Origin of the sequence: Halolamina rubra (assembly GCF_000739555.1) — an archaeon.
Lineage (GTDB): Archaea > Halobacteriota > Halobacteria > Halobacteriales > Haloferacaceae > Halolamina > Halolamina rubra.
The window spans coordinates 41,740-56,799 of sequence record NZ_BBJN01000055.1; the positions used below are offsets into that span (position 1 = coordinate 41,740).

Below are 15,060 nucleotides of genomic sequence, written 5' to 3' on the forward strand. Positions count from 1 at the left end.
CCCCGAGAAGTAAAGCGGTACCGCTCCGGTGCTGCCTGCTGACGGCCTACTGCGGTTACTCGCTCACGATTGCGTCACGCGGCTAGCCGCTCACGATTGCCCGCAGCGCGAACAGCGCGTTCTCCTTGCGCTCGCGTAGGCGGCGGTAGAAGTAGGAGAGCCACTTGTCGCCGTAGGGCGCGTACTGCCACACCTCCTCACCGTCGGCGGCGAGCTCGCGCTGTGCGTCCTCGCGGACCCCCATCAGCATCTGGATCTCGAACTCCCGGCCGTACTCCTCGCGCAGGTCGCGGGCGTAGTCGATCATCTGCGGGTCGTGGCTGCCGACGGCGACCTCGCCCTCGTACTCCGCGAACAGCGTCTCCAGGTCCTCGCGGTAGCGCTCGTTCACCTGGGACTTCTCGGTGTAGGCGATCGCCTCACCCTCGTCGTAGGCGCCCTTCACCAGGCGAATCTTCCCCGGCACGTCCGCGAGCCGTTCGAGGTCGTCGCTCGTGCGGCGGAGGTTCGACTGGACACACTGGCCGACGCCGCCGTCGAACTCGCGGGCGAACTGCTCGAAGGCGTCGAGGGTCACGTCGGTAGTGTCGGCGTCCTCCATGTCACACCAGACGAACACGCCGGCGTCCTGTGCGGCCTCGACGATCGAGCGGTAGTTCGAGGTGAACACCTCGTCGCTGATGTCGATGCCGAGCTGGGACGGTTTGACGGAGACGCAGGCGTCAACGTCGCTGTCGGCGATGTCCCGGATCAGCGCGCGGTACGCCTTCGTGTCGGCGGCGGCGTCTCGCGGGTCGTCGTAGTGTTCCCCGAGGAGGTTCAGGATCACGTTCACGCCGTCGTCGTTCGCGCGCGCGGCGTGATCGAGCGCGGCCGCCGGACTCTCACCTGCGACGAAGTTGCTGGCGATGGGGGGTATCACACCGGAACAGTTCGCCGGGGGGTGCCTAAAACCGTTGGGCTCCGGCCCCAGTCACCGCTTCGGCGACGGTGAGCAGCCGGCTCCAACTGGTCGTGCCGGCCCGCAGCGCGGTCAGGTCGGTCGCCTCGACGGTCACCGAGACGGTGTCGCCGTCGCGGGAGACCCCCGCCGTCGCTCGGTCGTCGTCGACGCCGCCGACCTCGGGGTCGAGGCTCGCGAAGACGCGTCTGGCGCGGTCGGGAGAGTCGAACGAGATAGAGAGAGTGGCGGTGTGTGCCGTCACTTCACGTCGACTTCCTTCACGTCGCCGCCGCGCTCCTTCAGCAGGACGCGGTGGCCACAGTAGGGACAGCGGACGCCGCCGTACTCGTCGAGTTCGACGTCGCGCTTACAGCGGGAGCACTTGTAGCTCATTCGTTACTCGTTGTCTTCGGACAGCGCCGCGCGGATGGAGCGCTGGACCGAGCGCCCGCCGGGCGTCTCGGGGCGGTAGGCGCCGCCGGTGAACGTCTCGCCCGTCTCCTCGTTCTTCCAGATGCCGGTGCCGATGCGCTTGACGGAGTCGCCGTCGACGGTGGCGTTCTCCATCGCGTCCTCGATCTCCGAGACGCGTCGCCGGGAGACCCGCCCGTAGCGAGCGCCGAATCGGCCGGCGCTGCCGACGGACCGTGCCTTGTTCTCAGCCATAGTGGAGAGAGGTAGCCCCAGCGCGCACAAAAACCCTGCGAGTCGCCCCGACTACTCCGCCTGAAAGCCGGCCTCGACCAGCGCCTCGTTGAGCGCGTCCCGAACCCGCTCGCCGGTCTCCCGGTCCATCGCCGTCGTCACCACGCGGTTCTCCTGCACGCTGGAGCCGTCGCGGATCAGCAGGCGGACGTTGCCGCTCTGTCCGGCCCGGGTCGCCTTCGCCCGCACGCCGCCGCGGCTCCCGCCCCCGCCGGCCTCGATCGGCCCCGGGATCAGCTTCTTCACGTTGGGGTGGGCGGCGACGGTGTTCACCACGTCCCGGCCGTCCCGGCCGCCGATGAGCGTGGAGTGGGAGCCGCCGAGCTTCTCCTCCGGCGCCGTCTGGACGACCTCCAGCGACCGCTCGCCGCGCTGGCTCCGCACCCGTTCGACGGGGTCGTCGTCCGGGACGCGGTAGAACCGGTGGTGGAGCTGGGCGCGACACTCCCGCAGCGGCTCGCGGGCGCCGGCGGCGTACACCTCCTCGGGGCGCTTGCGCCGTATCTCGTCGGCGACTTTCCCCGCGAAGTTGCGGAGTTCGACGACCCGTGCCTCGGGGTCCTCCTCGGGGACGGTGGTGATCGTCGTCTCGCCGACGATCTCGGGCTGCTCGTCGTCGGCGTGCTCCGGCGGGTCGCGCAGGAAGGTGAGCGTCGCGCGCTCGCGCTCGAACGCGACGACGACGGCGTCGCAGTTGGCGGTGTCGCAGGCCAGACAGTAGTCGCCCGGCCGGTCGAGCTCGGTGCCACACCGCCGACAGTCCATGGTGGACGGTGGCGGCTGACCGGGAAAAGCGGCGCGCTTGCGGTCGTCGTCCGCAGGCGGTTTCGGCTACAGCGCCGTCGGATCGGTTTTCAGGTACTCCCGCAGCACCGTCGTGGCGTAGCTCCCGGAGGGGAGCGCGAACGCGAACGTCAGCGGATCGTGCTCGACGGTCAGCTCCGTGTCGACCAGTATCGCCCGCCGCGTGCCCGTGGACTCGAAGTTCCCCGGGAGGTCGAACAGTTCGGGTTCCAGCCCCAGGTCCTCGAACACCGCCCGTTCGATCTCGCCCGGCTCGCCGTCGGCGAACTCCGTCTCGGTGCCGATCAGGGGTGCGGTGACGAACGCCCGCCCGCGCCGACAGTGCCGGCTGAGCACGTCGACGCGGTCCTCGGTCGCGCGCTGGAGTCGGTCGGGGTCGGGCTTCCGGACGGCGTCGACCCCCGTGTCCGCGAAGCAGCAGACGTCGCCCGCGACGGGTTCGTGGAACGGGAGCCCACGCTCCAGCCGCTCGCTCAGGATGCGGTTGAACGCGTACGACTGCGCGGCGTTGACGAACAGGCGCTGGAGGTTCGACGGCACGGCCTCGATCGCGTGCCGCCAGGGGTTCTCGGGCTCGTCGTCGCCCGCGTCGACCTCGCTGTCGGCGCCCGTGTCGGCGTCGCCGGCGCCGCGCTCCTGCAGCCGGTGGAGCATCGATCGCTCGTAGCCCAGTTTTCGGGGCATGGCGTCGAGACAGGCGCCCCAGTCGGGGTCGTCGCTCGCGGCCTGTTCGTCGACGACCGCGCGCGCCTCGCGGGTGTCGTCGGGCTCGGCCTCGTACGGGTTACCGACGTACGCCAGCACCGCGTCGCGCCACTCCCGGCGGACGATCGCGAGCCCGACCTCGTGGGTGACGGGCCGCCGGCTGCCGAAGCGCTGGTGGCCGAACACGTTGGGGACGCCGATCCGGTCGCCGTCCTCGTCACCGGCGAACGCTCGAAGCTGGTCGGTGATCCCGTCGGCGTTCTCCGGGGTCTCGGGCTCGCGAACCGCGATCTCGAAGGCGTTGCCCGCGAGGTCGCCGTAGGAGAGGTGCCGCCCGGCGCGGCCGACGACCTCGATCTCGGCGTCGCGGATCTCGGGCAGTTGCTCGGGCTCGGCGTCGTACACCGAGAACAGCTGGGTCGTCACCGCGTACTTGTCCTTCGTGCCCGCCCAGTCGACGCGTTCGCGGGAGATCCCCATCGCGTCGGAGAGCCGGCCAGCGAAGTCGTTGGTGTCCCAGCCCGCGAGCGTCGCCCGCAGCACGAGGTAGGGGTAGTCGTCGGCGCCGGCGTCGACGGGGTTGACGTCGAACGCCTCCAGCTCCCGGACGCGGAAGTCGGCCGGGCTGTCCCGCAGGCGGCCGCCGACGCCGTCGGCGTCGCTGACGTACCACTCGACGCCGACCGTGCGCTCGCGGGGGTGGGCCTCACGCATCGCTCCGGAGTACCTCGGCTCGGGAGTTAACGCTGTCCGTCCCGCCGCGCCCCGTCGATCGGCGGCGCCGTATCGGTTTCAGTACAGCGAGAGGTCGCCGGTCACGCGGTCGACGATCTCGTCGTCGCCGGGGCCGATCGCGACCGTCGTCGCGGTCCCCGGGTCGAGCTGGGTGTGGCCGGCGTCGCGGACGACCGCGTTCGGGAGCCCCTCCCGCTCGGCGCGGTCGGCCAGTTCGAACAGCTGGTCCTCGCCGCTGCCCTTCAGCACGACTTTCTTCTGCCCCTCGCCTTTCCACGCCCGACGCGTGCGCTCGTCGGCGTCCTCGTACGCCGAGAGCGAGGCGTGTGCCACCTGCGCGGCCAGCTTGCCGGTCCCCATCCCGAGGTCGGTCCGGGCGACGATCGCCTGCTTCATACCCCTCACTCCCCGGGGAGGCGGGAAAGCGCTTCGGGACCGGCGGCGCCGCTGGCCGTTGGGGCAGGCTATTTGTCGCCCGGCGAACAGCGTGGCACCATGCTGGTCCCCGAACGCCCCTCCTCCGACCGGGCAGGTACTTCGGCGCACAGGACGGCTCACCCCCGATCGCCCACGCCGCGGCCGTCGTCGCCGTCGTGACGATCGCCGTCGCGGCCGGGATGGCCGTGTTCCTCGATCAGTTCGCGGCCGCGCTCGACACGACGGTCACCGTCGACAACCCGGCGTACCCCGGCGACACGTTCTGTGAGGACTCGTCGTTCGAGGAGACGCCGTCGGGCTGTGACGAGCCCGAGACCGTCGAGCGCAACCTCGGCGCCATGGTCGCCGAGGAGCTCTCCTGGCTCCCGCCGGCGTCGATCGTGCTCGTCCCGCTGTGGTGGTTCTGGCACACGGTCGTCCTCTACGGCGCCGGGCGGGCGGTCGGTGGGTCCGGAAACTTCGTCGATACCGCGGTCGTCGCCGGCTGGGGGATGGCGCCGAGCCTCCTCCGACTCGTCGCCGTACTCGGGTTCGCGGTGGCACAGCTCCGCTCGGTCTCGGTCCCCGCCGACCCGGAGAGCGCGATCGCGGTGCTCCAGTCGGCGATCGCGGGCGTCGAGCTGGTGGGGCTGGCCGCGGTGCTGGTCGTCGGCGTCTGGGCCGGTGCGATCCGGGCGTACGGGCTCGCGGAGACCCAGGGGATCCCGGCGTCGACGGCGGGGGCGGCGGTCGCGGCGCTGACGCTGGTGGGGTTCGTGTTCGAACTCGGGTGACGCGGCCGATCGCCGGCGAACGGACGGGCTCGGGCCCCCGAAGCGGTGTGCCGTGCTCCCGCTCGCCGCTCCGGGGCGGCTCTCGGCGCATGGGCTGTCTGGCTGCGCCATCCCTTTTCAACTCTCGGCGGACCGGGGCGTTTAGGCACCCCCGGCCCATCCCTCTCGGGTATGATCCTCTCGGACCGCGACATCCTGCGCCGGATGGAGGAGGGCGACCTCGTCGTCGACCCCATCGACGATCTCGACACCCAGCTCCAGCCGGCGAGCCTCGACCTCCGACTCGGCGAGGAGTTCCTCGAGTTCCAGCGCACCAACATCTCCTGTATCCACCCCAACCGCGAGCAGGAGGTCGGCGACTACGTCCGCGAGACCACCGTCCCGGAGGGCGAGGAGTTCATCCTCCACCCCGGCGACTTCGTCCTCGGGACGACGAAGGAGCGCGTCGACATCCCCGACGACCTGATCGCGACCGTCCAGGGGCGCTCCTCGCTGGGCCGCCTCGCGGTCGTGATCCACGCCACGGCGGGCATCGTCGACCCCGGCTACAAGGGCCAGATCACGCTCGAGCTCTCGAACCTCGGGACGGCGCCGGTCGCGCTCTCGCCGGGGATGCGGGTCTCCCAGCTCATCTTCACCGAACTCTCCTCGGCGGCCGACCGGCCCTACGGCGTCGACCGCGACTCGAAGTACCAGAACCAGGAAGGGCCGCAGGCGTCCCGGATCGGCGTCGATCCGGAGTTCTCGGGGGAGGGGGAATGAAGTTCGTCGAGGAGGTCGTCGTCGACGCCTTCCTCCCGACGTACCGGGCGATGCTGGCCGAACGCCTCCGGGAGCGCGGGCTCACCCAGGCCGAGGTCGCCGACCTGCTGGGCGTGAGCCAGTCGGCCGTCTCGAAGTACGCCCACGGCGAGGTCGACGTCCACCCCGACGTGGCGGGCGACGAGCGTGTCCAAGCGCTCGCGGACCGCGTCGCGGAGGGGCTGGCCGACGGGACGCTCAGCCGCGTCGGCGCGCTGGTCGAGGCGGAGGTGCTGATCCGCGAGCTCGAGGACGGCGACCTGCTCGCCCGGCTCCACGAGTCGGCCGTCCCCGAGCTCGCCGACGCGGACGCGACGTTCGCGGTCCACGACGCCGACTCGGCGCTGCGCACGAGCGAGCAGGTGCTCGCCTCCGTCCGCCGCGGGCTCCGAGTGCTCACCAACGCCTCCGGCTTCGCGGGGCTGATCCCCAACGTCGGCACGAACCTCGTCGAGACGCTCCCCGAGCCGACGGGGATCGAGGACGTGGCCGCGGTGCCGGGCCGGATCGTCGACGTGAAAGGCGCCGCGACCGTGCCGGGCGACCCGGAGTTCGGCGTCAGCGAGCACGTCGCCGGGATCCTGCTCGCGGCCCGCGCCGGCGGCGCCGACGCGGCCGCCGCGGTGAACGTCGCCTACGACGCGGCGATGCTGGCGGCGTTCGAGGACGCGGGCTACCGGACCGTCGAGTTCGACCCCGGCGCGGGCGAGGACGCCGCCGAGCGCGCCGTCGCGGCGGCCGCCCTCGACGCCGACGAGCCGTTCGTGCTCTACCAGACCGGCGCCCACGGCGTCGAGGCGATCACGTACGTCCTCGGCCCCGACGCGCCGACGGTCGCGCGGGCGGTCGTCGAGACGCAGCTGCGGTAGCGTCGGCGCTTCCTGTTTCAGACCACGCCCAGAAGCGGCGCCGCCAGCGCGGCGAGCCACGCGACGACACCCACGCCGACCAGCCGGCGATCGGCCCGCGCGGTGCCGAACGCGACGACGCCCAGCGCGGCCGCGAGCGCGAGCCGGTGGCGGACGATCTGGGGCGGGATCGGGTCGACGCCGACGAGCGCGAGGTCGACCCCGGCCGCGACGGCCAGCCCCGCGAACGCGAGCAGCGCGGCCAGAACCGGCGGCCGCTCCCGGGCGAGCACGCCCACCAGCGCGGCCGGGCCGACCGCGAGCACGGGGTAGCCGACGGCGACGTACAGCTTCGGGTTCACGCCGGGCGCGACCGCCTCGGCGGCCAGCCCCCACGCGCGGACGCCGAGGACGACGCCGACGACCGCGACCGGGATCGCGACGTCGCGACGCGAGAGCCGGCGACGGGTCAGCGGCACCGCGGCGCCCAGCAGCGTCGCCGCCGCGAACTCGACGGCGATCCAGGCGCCGTCGCTGCCGCCGCCGAGGCGGCCGTGGGTGCGGTGCTCGACCCGCTCGACGAACGGCTCGTCCGCCAGGTCGCGCTCGACGAACGCGGCGCCGGGCTCGACGCCGGTGACGGTGTGGCGGAGCCGGAACCAGTCCCAGTACTCCGTGTGGGCCTGCAGCGCCGTCCAGTTGCCCGACGCGCTGGGGTAGGCGCGGACGTGGGTTCGCTCCCCGAAGTACGTCCCGACCGCCAGTTGGTACGCGGGCGCGACCCAGCCGCCGTTCCCCGCGGCGTCGGGGCTGACGTAGGAGTACCGGACCGAGCCGTGGGCCGGCCGCCACGGCGACACGTCGACGGTCGCGTTCGCCCCCACGGTCGTCCAGTTCGCGTCGGAGCGATCGACGAACGCCCGCCGCACGCGGTCGGGGTCGCCGTGGACGACGACGTTGAGCGCGAGCGTCCGGCCCGCGGTCGCCCGCCGCCGGCTGGTGTACGGCCAGACGTAGCTCTCGGTCCCGTCCGGCGAGACGAGCTGGTCGGCCGGCGGCGCCGACGCCTCGGCCGTCGGCGACCCGGCCGCCGTCGTCCCGGCCAGCGCGGCGGCGACGAGCACGGCCGCGAGCAGCGCGCGACGTGAGCGCACAGCAGTCAGTTGCGGCGCCAGCGACAATACTGTTCGCGTGAGTCGGCCGGCGGTCGAGCGCTCCGCCGGCGACGCTCGCCTTATCCGGCTCGCAGCCCTCGATCCGGCCATGAACATGCTCGTCGACGGCGAGTGGCGGACCGACGCCCGCGAGTACACGGACGCGTCCGGCGAGTTCGACCGCCAGGAGAGCCGCTTCCGGGACTGGCTCGACGGGGGCGTCGCCGCCGCGGGCGAGCCGCCGGAGTCGAGCGAGTTCGCCCCCGAGTCGGGGCGGTACCACCTCTACATCTGCCGGGCGTGCCCGTGGGCCCACCGCGCGGCGATGGTTCGACGGCTCCGGGGCCTCCAGGACGAGATCTCGATCTCGCTGGTCCAGCCCGAGCGCTACGACCAGGGCTGGGAGTTCTCCGACGACCACCCCGACCCGCTGTACGGCTACGACTACCTCCGCGAGGTGTACGTCGACGCCGACCCCGAGTACACCGGCCGGGTCACCGTCCCCGTCCTCTGGGACGAGCAGGAGGAGACGATCGTCAACAACGAGTCGAGCGAGATCATGCGGATGCTGGATACGGCGTTCGACGGCAACGGGGTCTCCCTGTACCCCGAGGCGCTGCGCGGGGAGATCGACGAGATCGTCGACGCGATCTACGAGCCGATCAACAACGGCGTCTACCGCGCCGGCTTCGCGGGCACGCAGGCGGCGTACGAGGCCGCCGTCGACGACCTGTTCGACGCGCTCGACCACTGGGAGGGGGTGCTGGCCGACCAGCGCTACCTGGCGGGCGACGGCGACCGCCTCACGCTCGCGGACGTGGCGATGTTCGCGACGCTGGTCCGGTTCGACCACGTCTACCACACCCACTTCAAGTGCAATCGCCGGGCGATCCACGAGTACCCGAACCTCTGGGGGTACACGAAGGACCTGTATCAGACGCCAGGGATCGCCGAGACCGTAAACATGGACCAGATCACCCGGCACTACTACGGCAGCCACGCCGACATCAACCCCAAGCGGATCGTCGCCGTCGGGCCGGAGATCGACTTCACCGAGCCCCACGGCCGGGACGAGCTGGCTGGGGAGCCGCCGCTGCCGCAGTAGTTCCGGCCGCGACGACCGCCGAGCGAACGCTTTTGCTCGCCCGCCCGCACGCTCGAGTATGCACACGCCCACGGAGCGCGTTCGCGCCTGCGAGCGTTCACGGATCCGCGTGATGTTCGACCTCGCGGAGGCCGCCGACCGCGACCTCGTCCGACTGGAGGTCGGCGAACCGGACTTCGACACGCCCGAGCACATCGTCGAGGCGGCCGCCGACGCCGCCCGCGCGGGCGAGACCCACTACACCAGTAACGCCGGCCTGCCCGAACTCCGCGAGGCGATCGCGGAGACGCTCGACCGCGACTACGACGTGTCGTACGACCCCGAGCAGTACGTCGTCACCAACGGCGGGATGGAGGCGCTCCACCTCGCGGTGCTCTCGACGGTCGGCGGGGGCGAGGAGCTGCTCATCCCCTCGCCGTCGTGGCCCAACTACTGGACGCAGGCCCGCCTCGCCGACGCCACACCGGTCGAGATCCCGATGCCCGAGGAGACGGGGTACGCCCTCGACGCCGAGCGCGTGATCGAGCGGATGGGCGACGACACCGGCGCGGTGGTGCTCTGCTCGCCCGCCAACCCCACCGGCCAGCTGTTCGACCCCGACGAGATCCGCGCGGTCGTCGACGCCGCGGCCGAGCACGACGCCTACGTGCTCGCCGACGAGGTGTACCTCGGGCTGACGTACGACCGCGACCCGTCGGGGATCGCCGCCCTGACGGGCCACCCCGACCACGTGCTCACGATCGGCTCCTGCTCGAAGACGTACGCGATGACGGGCTGGCGGGTCGGCTGGCTCGGCGGCCCCGGCGAGGTGATCGACGAGGTGACGAAGATCCACGAGAGCACGACCGCCTGCGCGGGCTCGGTCGCCCAGCACGCCGCGATCGCCGCCCTCACCGGCCCCCAGGAGCCCGTCGAGGCGATGTACGACGCCTTCGCCGAGCGCCGGGACTACGTCGCCGAGCGCGTCGACGCGATGGCGGGCGTCTCGGCGCCGACGCCCGACGGCGCGTTCTACGCGTTGCTCGACGTGGACCTGCCCGGCAGCAGCCTCGACATCGCGAAGCGACTGCTCCGGGAGCGGGACGTGGTGCTCGCCCCCGGCGACGGGTTCGGCGAGGCGGGCGAGGGGAAGCTCCGGCTCTCCTTCGCGAACTCGCTCGACCAGCTGGAGGAGGGGCTCGACGGGATCGAGGCGGCGGTTCGGGAGAACTAGCTACCGCATCAGCTCGCCGCCGTTGACGTTCAGCGTCTCGCCCGTCACGAACCCCGCGTCGCGCAGGTACGCACAGCCGTCGGCGATGTCCTCAACCTGACCGATCCGTCCGACGGGGATCTGGGCGATCTCCTCGGCCATCTCCTCCTCGGTCCGGTCGCTCACCATGTCGGTCTCGATGTGGCCCGGCGCGACCGCGTTCACCCGGATCTCGGGGGCGAAATCCTTCGCGTGGCTCTTGGTCAGCGAGAGCAGCGCGCCCTTCGAGGAGGCGTAGTGGACCTCGATCGGCGCGCCCTCGAACGCGAGGATCGAGGAGACGTTGACGATCGAGGGGCCGTCCCCGGACTCCCGCAGGTGGGGGAGCGCCGCCTTCGTGACGTTGAACGCGCTGTTGACGTTCACGTCCATCACGCGGTCGAAGTCCTCCGGGGAGAGCTCGTCGGTGTACACGTGCTGGTCGATCCCGGCGTTGTTGACGACGTGGTCGACGCCGTCGAACGCGTCGACCGTCTCCTCGACCAGTCGTTCCGCCTCGTCGGGGTCGGACACGTCGGCGCCGACGACGATCGCCTCCTGGCCGGCCGCCCGGACGCGGTCGGCGGTCTCCTCGGCTTTCGCCTCGTTGGTGTGGTAGTTCACCGCAATGTCGTAGCCGTCGGCGGCGTAGCGCTCCGCGATCCCGCGGCCGATACCCCGCGACGAGCCGGTGACGATAGCTGCTGGCACGTTCGTCCATCGTCGCTCCGGCACTTGGCTCTCGGGGTGGCGGCGACGGCGGCCGCGACGCACTCTTGCCCGCGCGGGCCCATCCACCCGATATGGGCCGCTTCAGCCGGCGGCTGCGCCGCCTCGCGCCGCCGCCCCGGGTCGTCGACTGGGCGATCCTCGCCGTCGTCGCGAGCGCCGTCGCCACGGGGCTGCTCGCCTGGACCGGCTGGCTCCCGCCGGCGCTGCTGGTCGACCTCCACGGGATCGTCGGCGTCACGCTCGCCGGGCTGCTCCTCTTCAAGTTCGCCCGCGTCGCCCGGCGCGTGCTCGACCGCGGGGGGTGGGACCGCGCGACGCCGGTCTCGGTGCTGCTGGGCGTCGTCGCCGTGGCCGCGCTCGTCTCGGGCGCGTTCTGGGGGCTGGGCGGGAACGTCCCGCTGGGCCCGTGGACGACGCTGTCCGCCCACGTCGGGCTGGGCCTGCTCGTCGTCCCGATCCTGCTCCTGCATCTCCGGAGCCGGATGCGGCTCCCCACCCGCACCGACGCCTCCCGGCGGAGCGCGCTCCGGCTCGGCGGGCTGCTCGTCGCCGGCACGATCGCGTGGCGACTGAGCGAGGCGGCCGCGTCGCTCGGCGGCGCGACGATCGCCGACACGGGCTCGAAGCCGACGGGCGATCTCTACGACACCGAAACCGAGGGCGGCTCGTTCCCGGTCACCTCCTGGGTCGCCGACGATCCGGACCCGATCGACCGGTCGGACTGGACGCTCACGGTCGCGGGGCTGGAGGGCGAGGGGGTCGAGCTGACGTACGGCGACCTGCTCGCGGCCGCCGGCGACGAGCGCCGAGCGACGCTCGACTGCACCAGCGGCTGGTACACGGTCCAGGAGTGGCAGGGCCTCCGCGTCGGCGACCTGCTCGACGGGGCGGGCGTCGACGCGAGCGCCGACGGCGCCGATACCGACGCCCGCTGGGTCCGGTTCGTCAGCGTCACGGGCTACCGCTGGAGCCTCCCGATCGACGAGGCCCGGGACGCGCTGCTGTCGACGGCCATCGACGGCTCGCGGCTCGCCCACGGCCACGGCGGGCCCGCCCGGCTCGTCGCGCCCGGGCGTCGGGGGTTCCAGTGGGTGAAGTGGGTCGAGCGCGTCGAACTCCGGCGCGAGCCCGACCCGGCGCAGTGGCTGGTGACGCTGATCAGCGGGTTCGACTGAGCGCCGCGGCGCGCGGGTTTTTGTTTCTCGGGCTCCCCGACCCGGGTATGGAGCGAGTCGGCGTCGACGATCTCGACGACAGCGTTCAGGCGGCCGCGGTGATGCGCCACCTCACCGAGCCGCTGGGGCTGACGGATTTCGCGATGAACTACTACGAGCTCGAGCCGGGGGACTCCTTCGCGTTCGCCTACCACAACCACGAGATCCAGGAGGAGGTGTTCTACGTGATCGAGGGGACCGCGACGTTCGACACCGACGCCGGCCCCGTCGAGGTCGGCCCCGACGAGGCGATCCGGTTCGACCGCGGGGAGTTCCAGCGCGGCTGGAACCGCGGCGACGAGCGCGTCGTCGCGCTGGCGCTGGGCGCGCCGCTCGACTACGGCGAGCAGGTGAAACTCCGGTACTGCCCGGACTGCGACGCGGAGACCGACAACGAACTCGACCGCGCGGACGACGAGGAGGCCGTCGTCGCGTACTGCAAGGAGTGCGGCACCGAAACCGGCCGCTGGTACCGCGGGTCGATGGACGGCGACGTGCCCTGACTACGCCGACTCCCCGTCGGCGTCGCTGTCGCGGTGGCCGTCTACGTCGTCGTCACCATTGTCGTCACCGTCCTCTTCGCTCGCCGCCGTCGCGGGCCCGCTGCCGCCCCTGCCGTCGCGCTCGCGGTCCGCGAGGATCGCGAACCCCGGGAGGCCGATGCCGAGGCCGACGGCGAACGGGACCCAGAACAGCGGCTCGCCGACGAACAGCAGCGCGAGCGAGAAGACGAACGCGCCGATCACCGAGAACCCCGCCAGCCGGTCGAGCCGGTAGCTCCGCGCCGTGTCGTCCTCGGTGTCGGGGGTCTCGAGCATGGCTCGACCGAGGCGGCGCGCGCTCAAAGGCGCTGTGTTCCTGGCGCCGGCTCAGACCGCGAACTCGTACACGTCGTCGCCGACGTGGTGCAGCGACTCGACGACCTTCCCGCTGTCGCCGGCCATCTCGTCGCCGTCGACGAGCGCTCGCCCCACGGCGAGCGCCTTCCCGTGGCTCTCCTCGACGATCACGACGAGGTCTCCCTCGGCGATCCCCTCGTCGGCCTCGGTGATCCCGGGGCGCATCACGTCGGCGCCGTTGCTGACGAACGACACCGCGCCGGCGTCGACGGTGACGACCCCCTCCGCGGGCGGGTGGGCGTTTGCCCCGCGGACCGAGAGGAACGGCTCGCCGTCGTAGTACAGCACGTCGGGGTCGCCGTCGACGAGCACCACGTCGAACTCGGTGTCCTCCAGCTCCACCAGTTCGTACGTGTCGGCGTCCAGCTCGACGCCCAGCCCCTCGCTGAGCGCGTCCTCGATCTCGGCTACGGCGTCACTCCGCAGGTGGTGGCGGGAGCTGATCTCCATACCCGAGGGTGGGCCGGCTCGGGAAATAAATCGCCCGCTCCGGGGTTCGCGCCGGCGCGGCCCCCGAAACGCCTACCTGCCGGCTCCGCCAACGGGGACCATGAGCGAAACTGACGACGCCCAGGCGGAAGCCGGCACCGCCGAGGGGCAGGGCCCCGTGCTGATCTCCGAAGCTCTCGACGAACGGCTCGAGGAGAAACGCGACGAGCTGTTCGAGGAGTTCGACCTCCGCGACGAGTTCCCGCCGGCGGTGCTCCGGGAGGCCGAGCGCCGCGTCGAGAACGTCGGGGAGGAGATCCAGGACGAGATCGACGACCGGGAGGACCTCCGGGACCTCACGGCGTGGACGACCGACCCCGCGGACGCACAGGACTTCGACGACGCCCTCTCCGTGAAGGAGCACGACGACGAGTACGTGCTGTACGTCCACATCGCGGACGTGAGCCACTACGTCCACCCGGACTCGCTGATGTGGGAGGAGGCCGTCGAGCGCTGTAACACGGTGTACCTGCCGGGGTACACGACCCACATGCTCCCGCCCGCGCTGGCGGAGACGGTCTGCTCGCTCGTCCCCGAGGAGGACCGCCTGGCCCACACCGTCGAGATGCATCTCGACAAGGAGAACCTCTCCTTCGAGGAGATCGAGATCTACAAGTCCGTCATCAACTCCGACGAGCGCCTGACGTACACGCAGTGTGAGCACCGCCTCGACGACGAGGACGCGCCGCTGCACGACGAGAACCAGCTCGCGTTCGACCTCGCGGACCGCATGCACGAACAGCGGAAGGCGGACGGCTCGCTCGTGCTCAACCCCCGCCGGGACCGGGCGCACACGATGATCGAGGAGTGCATGCTGAAGGCGAACAAGGCCGTCACGCACACGCTGATGTGGGACCGCGGCGTCGAGGCGATGTACCGCGTCCACCCCCAGCCCACCCCCGACCAGTGGAACGAGGCGCTGAAGGAGATCCAGGAGCTCGACGGCGTCTCCATCCCCGGCGAGGCGTTCGGGGACGACCCGCGGAAGGCGGTCAACGCGGCGCTGGAGGAGTCGCCCGGGCGCTCGCTGGACAAGATCCAGCGCGCCGTGCTGAAGGTGATGCCGCGCGCGAAGTACATGAACGACCCCTTCGGCGGCCACCACGCGCTCAACTTCGACATCTACGGCCACTTCACCTCGCCCATCCGCCGGCTCTCGGACCTGATCAACCACTGGATCGTCCACACGAACGACGTGCCCGAGGACCTCGTCGAACTCTGTGACCGCGCCTCGGACAAGCAGAAGGACGGCGAGACCGCCGAACGACTGTACAAGCAGTTCATGCAGGAGCAGGGGCTCGACCCCCACGCGGTGAACAACCGTGGCTACGAGGTCGTCGACGCTGACGAGGCCGACCACGACGTGTAGCGCGGCTACTGGCGCGTTTTCTCGTTTTAGGTTTTGGTCGAGAGGGGCGGCGACTGCAACAGCATCGACGGGGACAGCGACCGCAACAGCATCGACGGGGACAGCGACTGCAACA

The 15,060-nt window shown here is 71.7% G+C and carries 19 protein-coding genes; 8 read left to right on the forward strand and 11 right to left on the reverse strand.

The window, feature by feature from the left end; all coding sequences use genetic code 11:
• Nucleotides 1-82: 82 nt before the first annotated feature.
• The 7 genes from ACP95_RS14055 to pth2 form a co-directional block, all read right to left on the reverse strand.
• Entirely contained in the window at nucleotides 83-922 is an 840-nt protein-coding gene (locus tag ACP95_RS14055; RefSeq protein WP_049981801.1) for a proline dehydrogenase family protein, read from the reverse strand.
• 25 nt (nucleotides 923-947) lie between these two features.
• Complete coding sequence (locus tag ACP95_RS14060; protein ID WP_049981802.1) at nucleotides 948-1,205, reverse strand: KEOPS complex subunit Pcc1; 258 nt, start codon at nucleotides 1,203-1,205, stop codon at nucleotides 948-950.
• Nucleotides 1,202-1,336, reverse strand: a complete 135-nt coding sequence (locus tag ACP95_RS14065; RefSeq protein WP_049981803.1) for a DNA-directed RNA polymerase subunit P — start codon at nucleotides 1,334-1,336, stop codon at nucleotides 1,202-1,204. Before ACP95_RS14065 ends, ACP95_RS14060 begins: the two co-directional genes overlap by 4 nt.
• 3 nt (nucleotides 1,337-1,339) lie before the next feature.
• Complete coding sequence (locus ACP95_RS14070; RefSeq protein ID WP_049981804.1) at nucleotides 1,340-1,609, reverse strand: 50S ribosomal protein L37; 270 nt, start codon at nucleotides 1,607-1,609, stop codon at nucleotides 1,340-1,342.
• 51 nt (nucleotides 1,610-1,660) lie between these two features.
• On the reverse strand, nucleotides 1,661-2,413 hold the full coding sequence (locus tag ACP95_RS14075) for a DUF2103 domain-containing protein (protein WP_049981805.1): 753 nt from the start codon (nucleotides 2,411-2,413) through the stop codon (nucleotides 1,661-1,663).
• A gap of 66 nt (nucleotides 2,414-2,479) precedes the next feature.
• The gene (gene truD, locus ACP95_RS14080; RefSeq protein WP_049981806.1) at nucleotides 2,480-3,871 is read right to left on the reverse strand and encodes a tRNA pseudouridine(13) synthase TruD; all 1,392 of its coding nucleotides are present in this window, start codon (nucleotides 3,869-3,871) and stop codon (nucleotides 2,480-2,482) included.
• 78 nt (nucleotides 3,872-3,949) lie between these two features.
• Nucleotides 3,950-4,288, reverse strand: coding sequence for a peptidyl-tRNA hydrolase Pth2 (gene pth2, locus ACP95_RS14085; protein WP_049981807.1), 339 nt, complete (start codon nucleotides 4,286-4,288; stop codon nucleotides 3,950-3,952).
• On the opposite strand from pth2, the gene ACP95_RS14090 reads away from it, so the two are divergent.
• The 3 genes from ACP95_RS14090 (at nucleotide 4,219) to ACP95_RS14100 (ending at nucleotide 6,773) form a co-directional block, all read left to right on the forward strand.
• On the forward strand, nucleotides 4,219-5,103 hold the full coding sequence (locus tag ACP95_RS14090) for a Yip1 family protein (RefSeq protein WP_082224696.1): 885 nt from the start codon (nucleotides 4,219-4,221) through the stop codon (nucleotides 5,101-5,103). The genes pth2 and ACP95_RS14090 overlap by 70 nt on opposite strands.
• Nucleotides 5,104-5,274: 171 nt before the next feature.
• Nucleotides 5,275-5,865, forward strand: a complete 591-nt coding sequence (gene dcd / locus ACP95_RS14095) for a dCTP deaminase (protein WP_049981809.1) — start codon at nucleotides 5,275-5,277, stop codon at nucleotides 5,863-5,865.
• The gene (locus ACP95_RS14100; RefSeq protein WP_049981810.1) at nucleotides 5,862-6,773 is read left to right on the forward strand and encodes a thiamine-phosphate synthase family protein; all 912 of its coding nucleotides are present in this window, start codon (nucleotides 5,862-5,864) and stop codon (nucleotides 6,771-6,773) included. The genes dcd and ACP95_RS14100 overlap by 4 nt, the downstream gene beginning before the upstream one ends.
• A gap of 17 nt (nucleotides 6,774-6,790) precedes the next feature.
• Here ACP95_RS14100 and ACP95_RS14105 read toward each other — a convergent pair whose 3' ends face one another.
• The gene (locus ACP95_RS14105) at nucleotides 6,791-7,906 is read right to left on the reverse strand and encodes a hypothetical protein (protein ID WP_049981811.1); all 1,116 of its coding nucleotides are present in this window, start codon (nucleotides 7,904-7,906) and stop codon (nucleotides 6,791-6,793) included.
• A 109-nt stretch (nucleotides 7,907-8,015) separates the two neighbouring features.
• Between ACP95_RS14105 and ACP95_RS14110 the strand changes: the two genes are divergently transcribed.
• Together ACP95_RS14110 and ACP95_RS14115 are read left to right on the forward strand one after the other, a co-directional pair.
• Nucleotides 8,016-9,011 (forward strand): glutathione S-transferase family protein, encoded by a 996-nt coding sequence (locus tag ACP95_RS14110; protein ID WP_049981812.1) that lies wholly within the window; start codon nucleotides 8,016-8,018, stop codon nucleotides 9,009-9,011.
• A 58-nt stretch (nucleotides 9,012-9,069) separates the two neighbouring features.
• Nucleotides 9,070-10,224 carry a pyridoxal phosphate-dependent aminotransferase gene (locus tag ACP95_RS14115; RefSeq protein WP_049981813.1) on the forward strand — a complete coding sequence of 385 codons (1,155 nt, stop codon included), beginning with the start codon at nucleotides 9,070-9,072 and terminating at the stop codon, nucleotides 10,222-10,224.
• Here ACP95_RS14115 and ACP95_RS14120 read toward each other — a convergent pair whose 3' ends face one another.
• Entirely contained in the window at nucleotides 10,225-10,953 is a 729-nt protein-coding gene (locus ACP95_RS14120; RefSeq protein ID WP_049981821.1) for an SDR family NAD(P)-dependent oxidoreductase, read from the reverse strand.
• A 92-nt stretch (nucleotides 10,954-11,045) separates the two neighbouring features.
• Here ACP95_RS14120 and ACP95_RS14125 point away from each other — a divergent pair, with 92 nt between their 5' ends.
• Together ACP95_RS14125 and ACP95_RS14130 are read left to right on the forward strand one after the other, a co-directional pair.
• Nucleotides 11,046-12,149, forward strand: coding sequence for a molybdopterin-dependent oxidoreductase (locus ACP95_RS14125; RefSeq protein WP_049981814.1), 1,104 nt, complete (start codon nucleotides 11,046-11,048; stop codon nucleotides 12,147-12,149).
• Between the two features lie 47 nt (nucleotides 12,150-12,196).
• On the forward strand, nucleotides 12,197-12,691 hold the full coding sequence (locus ACP95_RS14130) for a cupin domain-containing protein (protein ID WP_049981815.1): 495 nt from the start codon (nucleotides 12,197-12,199) through the stop codon (nucleotides 12,689-12,691).
• On the opposite strand, the gene ACP95_RS14135 is transcribed toward ACP95_RS14130, so the two are convergent.
• The gene (locus tag ACP95_RS14135; protein WP_049981816.1) at nucleotides 12,692-13,006 is read right to left on the reverse strand and encodes a hypothetical protein; all 315 of its coding nucleotides are present in this window, start codon (nucleotides 13,004-13,006) and stop codon (nucleotides 12,692-12,694) included.
• Between the two features lie 51 nt (nucleotides 13,007-13,057).
• Nucleotides 13,058-13,537, reverse strand: coding sequence for an RNA-binding protein (locus ACP95_RS14140; protein WP_049981817.1), 480 nt, complete (start codon nucleotides 13,535-13,537; stop codon nucleotides 13,058-13,060).
• 100 nt (nucleotides 13,538-13,637) lie between these two features.
• Between ACP95_RS14140 and ACP95_RS14145 the strand changes: the two genes are divergently transcribed.
• Nucleotides 13,638-14,945 carry an RNB domain-containing ribonuclease gene (locus tag ACP95_RS14145; protein WP_049981818.1) on the forward strand — a complete coding sequence of 436 codons (1,308 nt, stop codon included), beginning with the start codon at nucleotides 13,638-13,640 and terminating at the stop codon, nucleotides 14,943-14,945.
• Nucleotides 14,946-15,060: the final 115 nt, after the last annotated feature.

Coding starts and splice junctions, on each gene's coding strand:
- ACP95_RS14140 (WP_049981817.1), bottom strand. CDS start 13,537: ATGGAGATCAGCTCCCGCCACCACCTGCGGAGTGACGCCGTAGCCGAG.
- ACP95_RS14135 (WP_049981816.1), bottom strand. CDS start 13,006: ATGCTCGAGACCCCCGACACCGAGGACGACACGGCGCGGAGCTACCGG.
- ACP95_RS14130 (WP_049981815.1), top strand. CDS start 12,197: ATGGAGCGAGTCGGCGTCGACGATCTCGACGACAGCGTTCAGGCGGCC.
- ACP95_RS14145 (WP_049981818.1), top strand. CDS start 13,638: ATGAGCGAAACTGACGACGCCCAGGCGGAAGCCGGCACCGCCGAGGGG.
- ACP95_RS14110 (WP_049981812.1), top strand. CDS start 8,016: ATGAACATGCTCGTCGACGGCGAGTGGCGGACCGACGCCCGCGAGTAC.
- truD (WP_049981806.1), bottom strand. CDS start 3,871: ATGCGTGAGGCCCACCCCCGCGAGCGCACGGTCGGCGTCGAGTGGTAC.
- ACP95_RS14100 (WP_049981810.1), top strand. CDS start 5,862: ATGAAGTTCGTCGAGGAGGTCGTCGTCGACGCCTTCCTCCCGACGTAC.
- ACP95_RS14070 (WP_049981804.1), bottom strand. CDS start 1,609: ATGGCTGAGAACAAGGCACGGTCCGTCGGCAGCGCCGGCCGATTCGGC.
- ACP95_RS14075 (WP_049981805.1), bottom strand. CDS start 2,413: ATGGACTGTCGGCGGTGTGGCACCGAGCTCGACCGGCCGGGCGACTAC.
- ACP95_RS14065 (WP_049981803.1), bottom strand. CDS start 1,336: ATGAGCTACAAGTGCTCCCGCTGTAAGCGCGACGTCGAACTCGACGAG.
- dcd (WP_049981809.1), top strand. CDS start 5,275: ATGATCCTCTCGGACCGCGACATCCTGCGCCGGATGGAGGAGGGCGAC.
- ACP95_RS14125 (WP_049981814.1), top strand. CDS start 11,046: ATGGGCCGCTTCAGCCGGCGGCTGCGCCGCCTCGCGCCGCCGCCCCGG.
- ACP95_RS14115 (WP_049981813.1), top strand. CDS start 9,070: ATGCACACGCCCACGGAGCGCGTTCGCGCCTGCGAGCGTTCACGGATC.
- pth2 (WP_049981807.1), bottom strand. CDS start 4,288: ATGAAGCAGGCGATCGTCGCCCGGACCGACCTCGGGATGGGGACCGGC.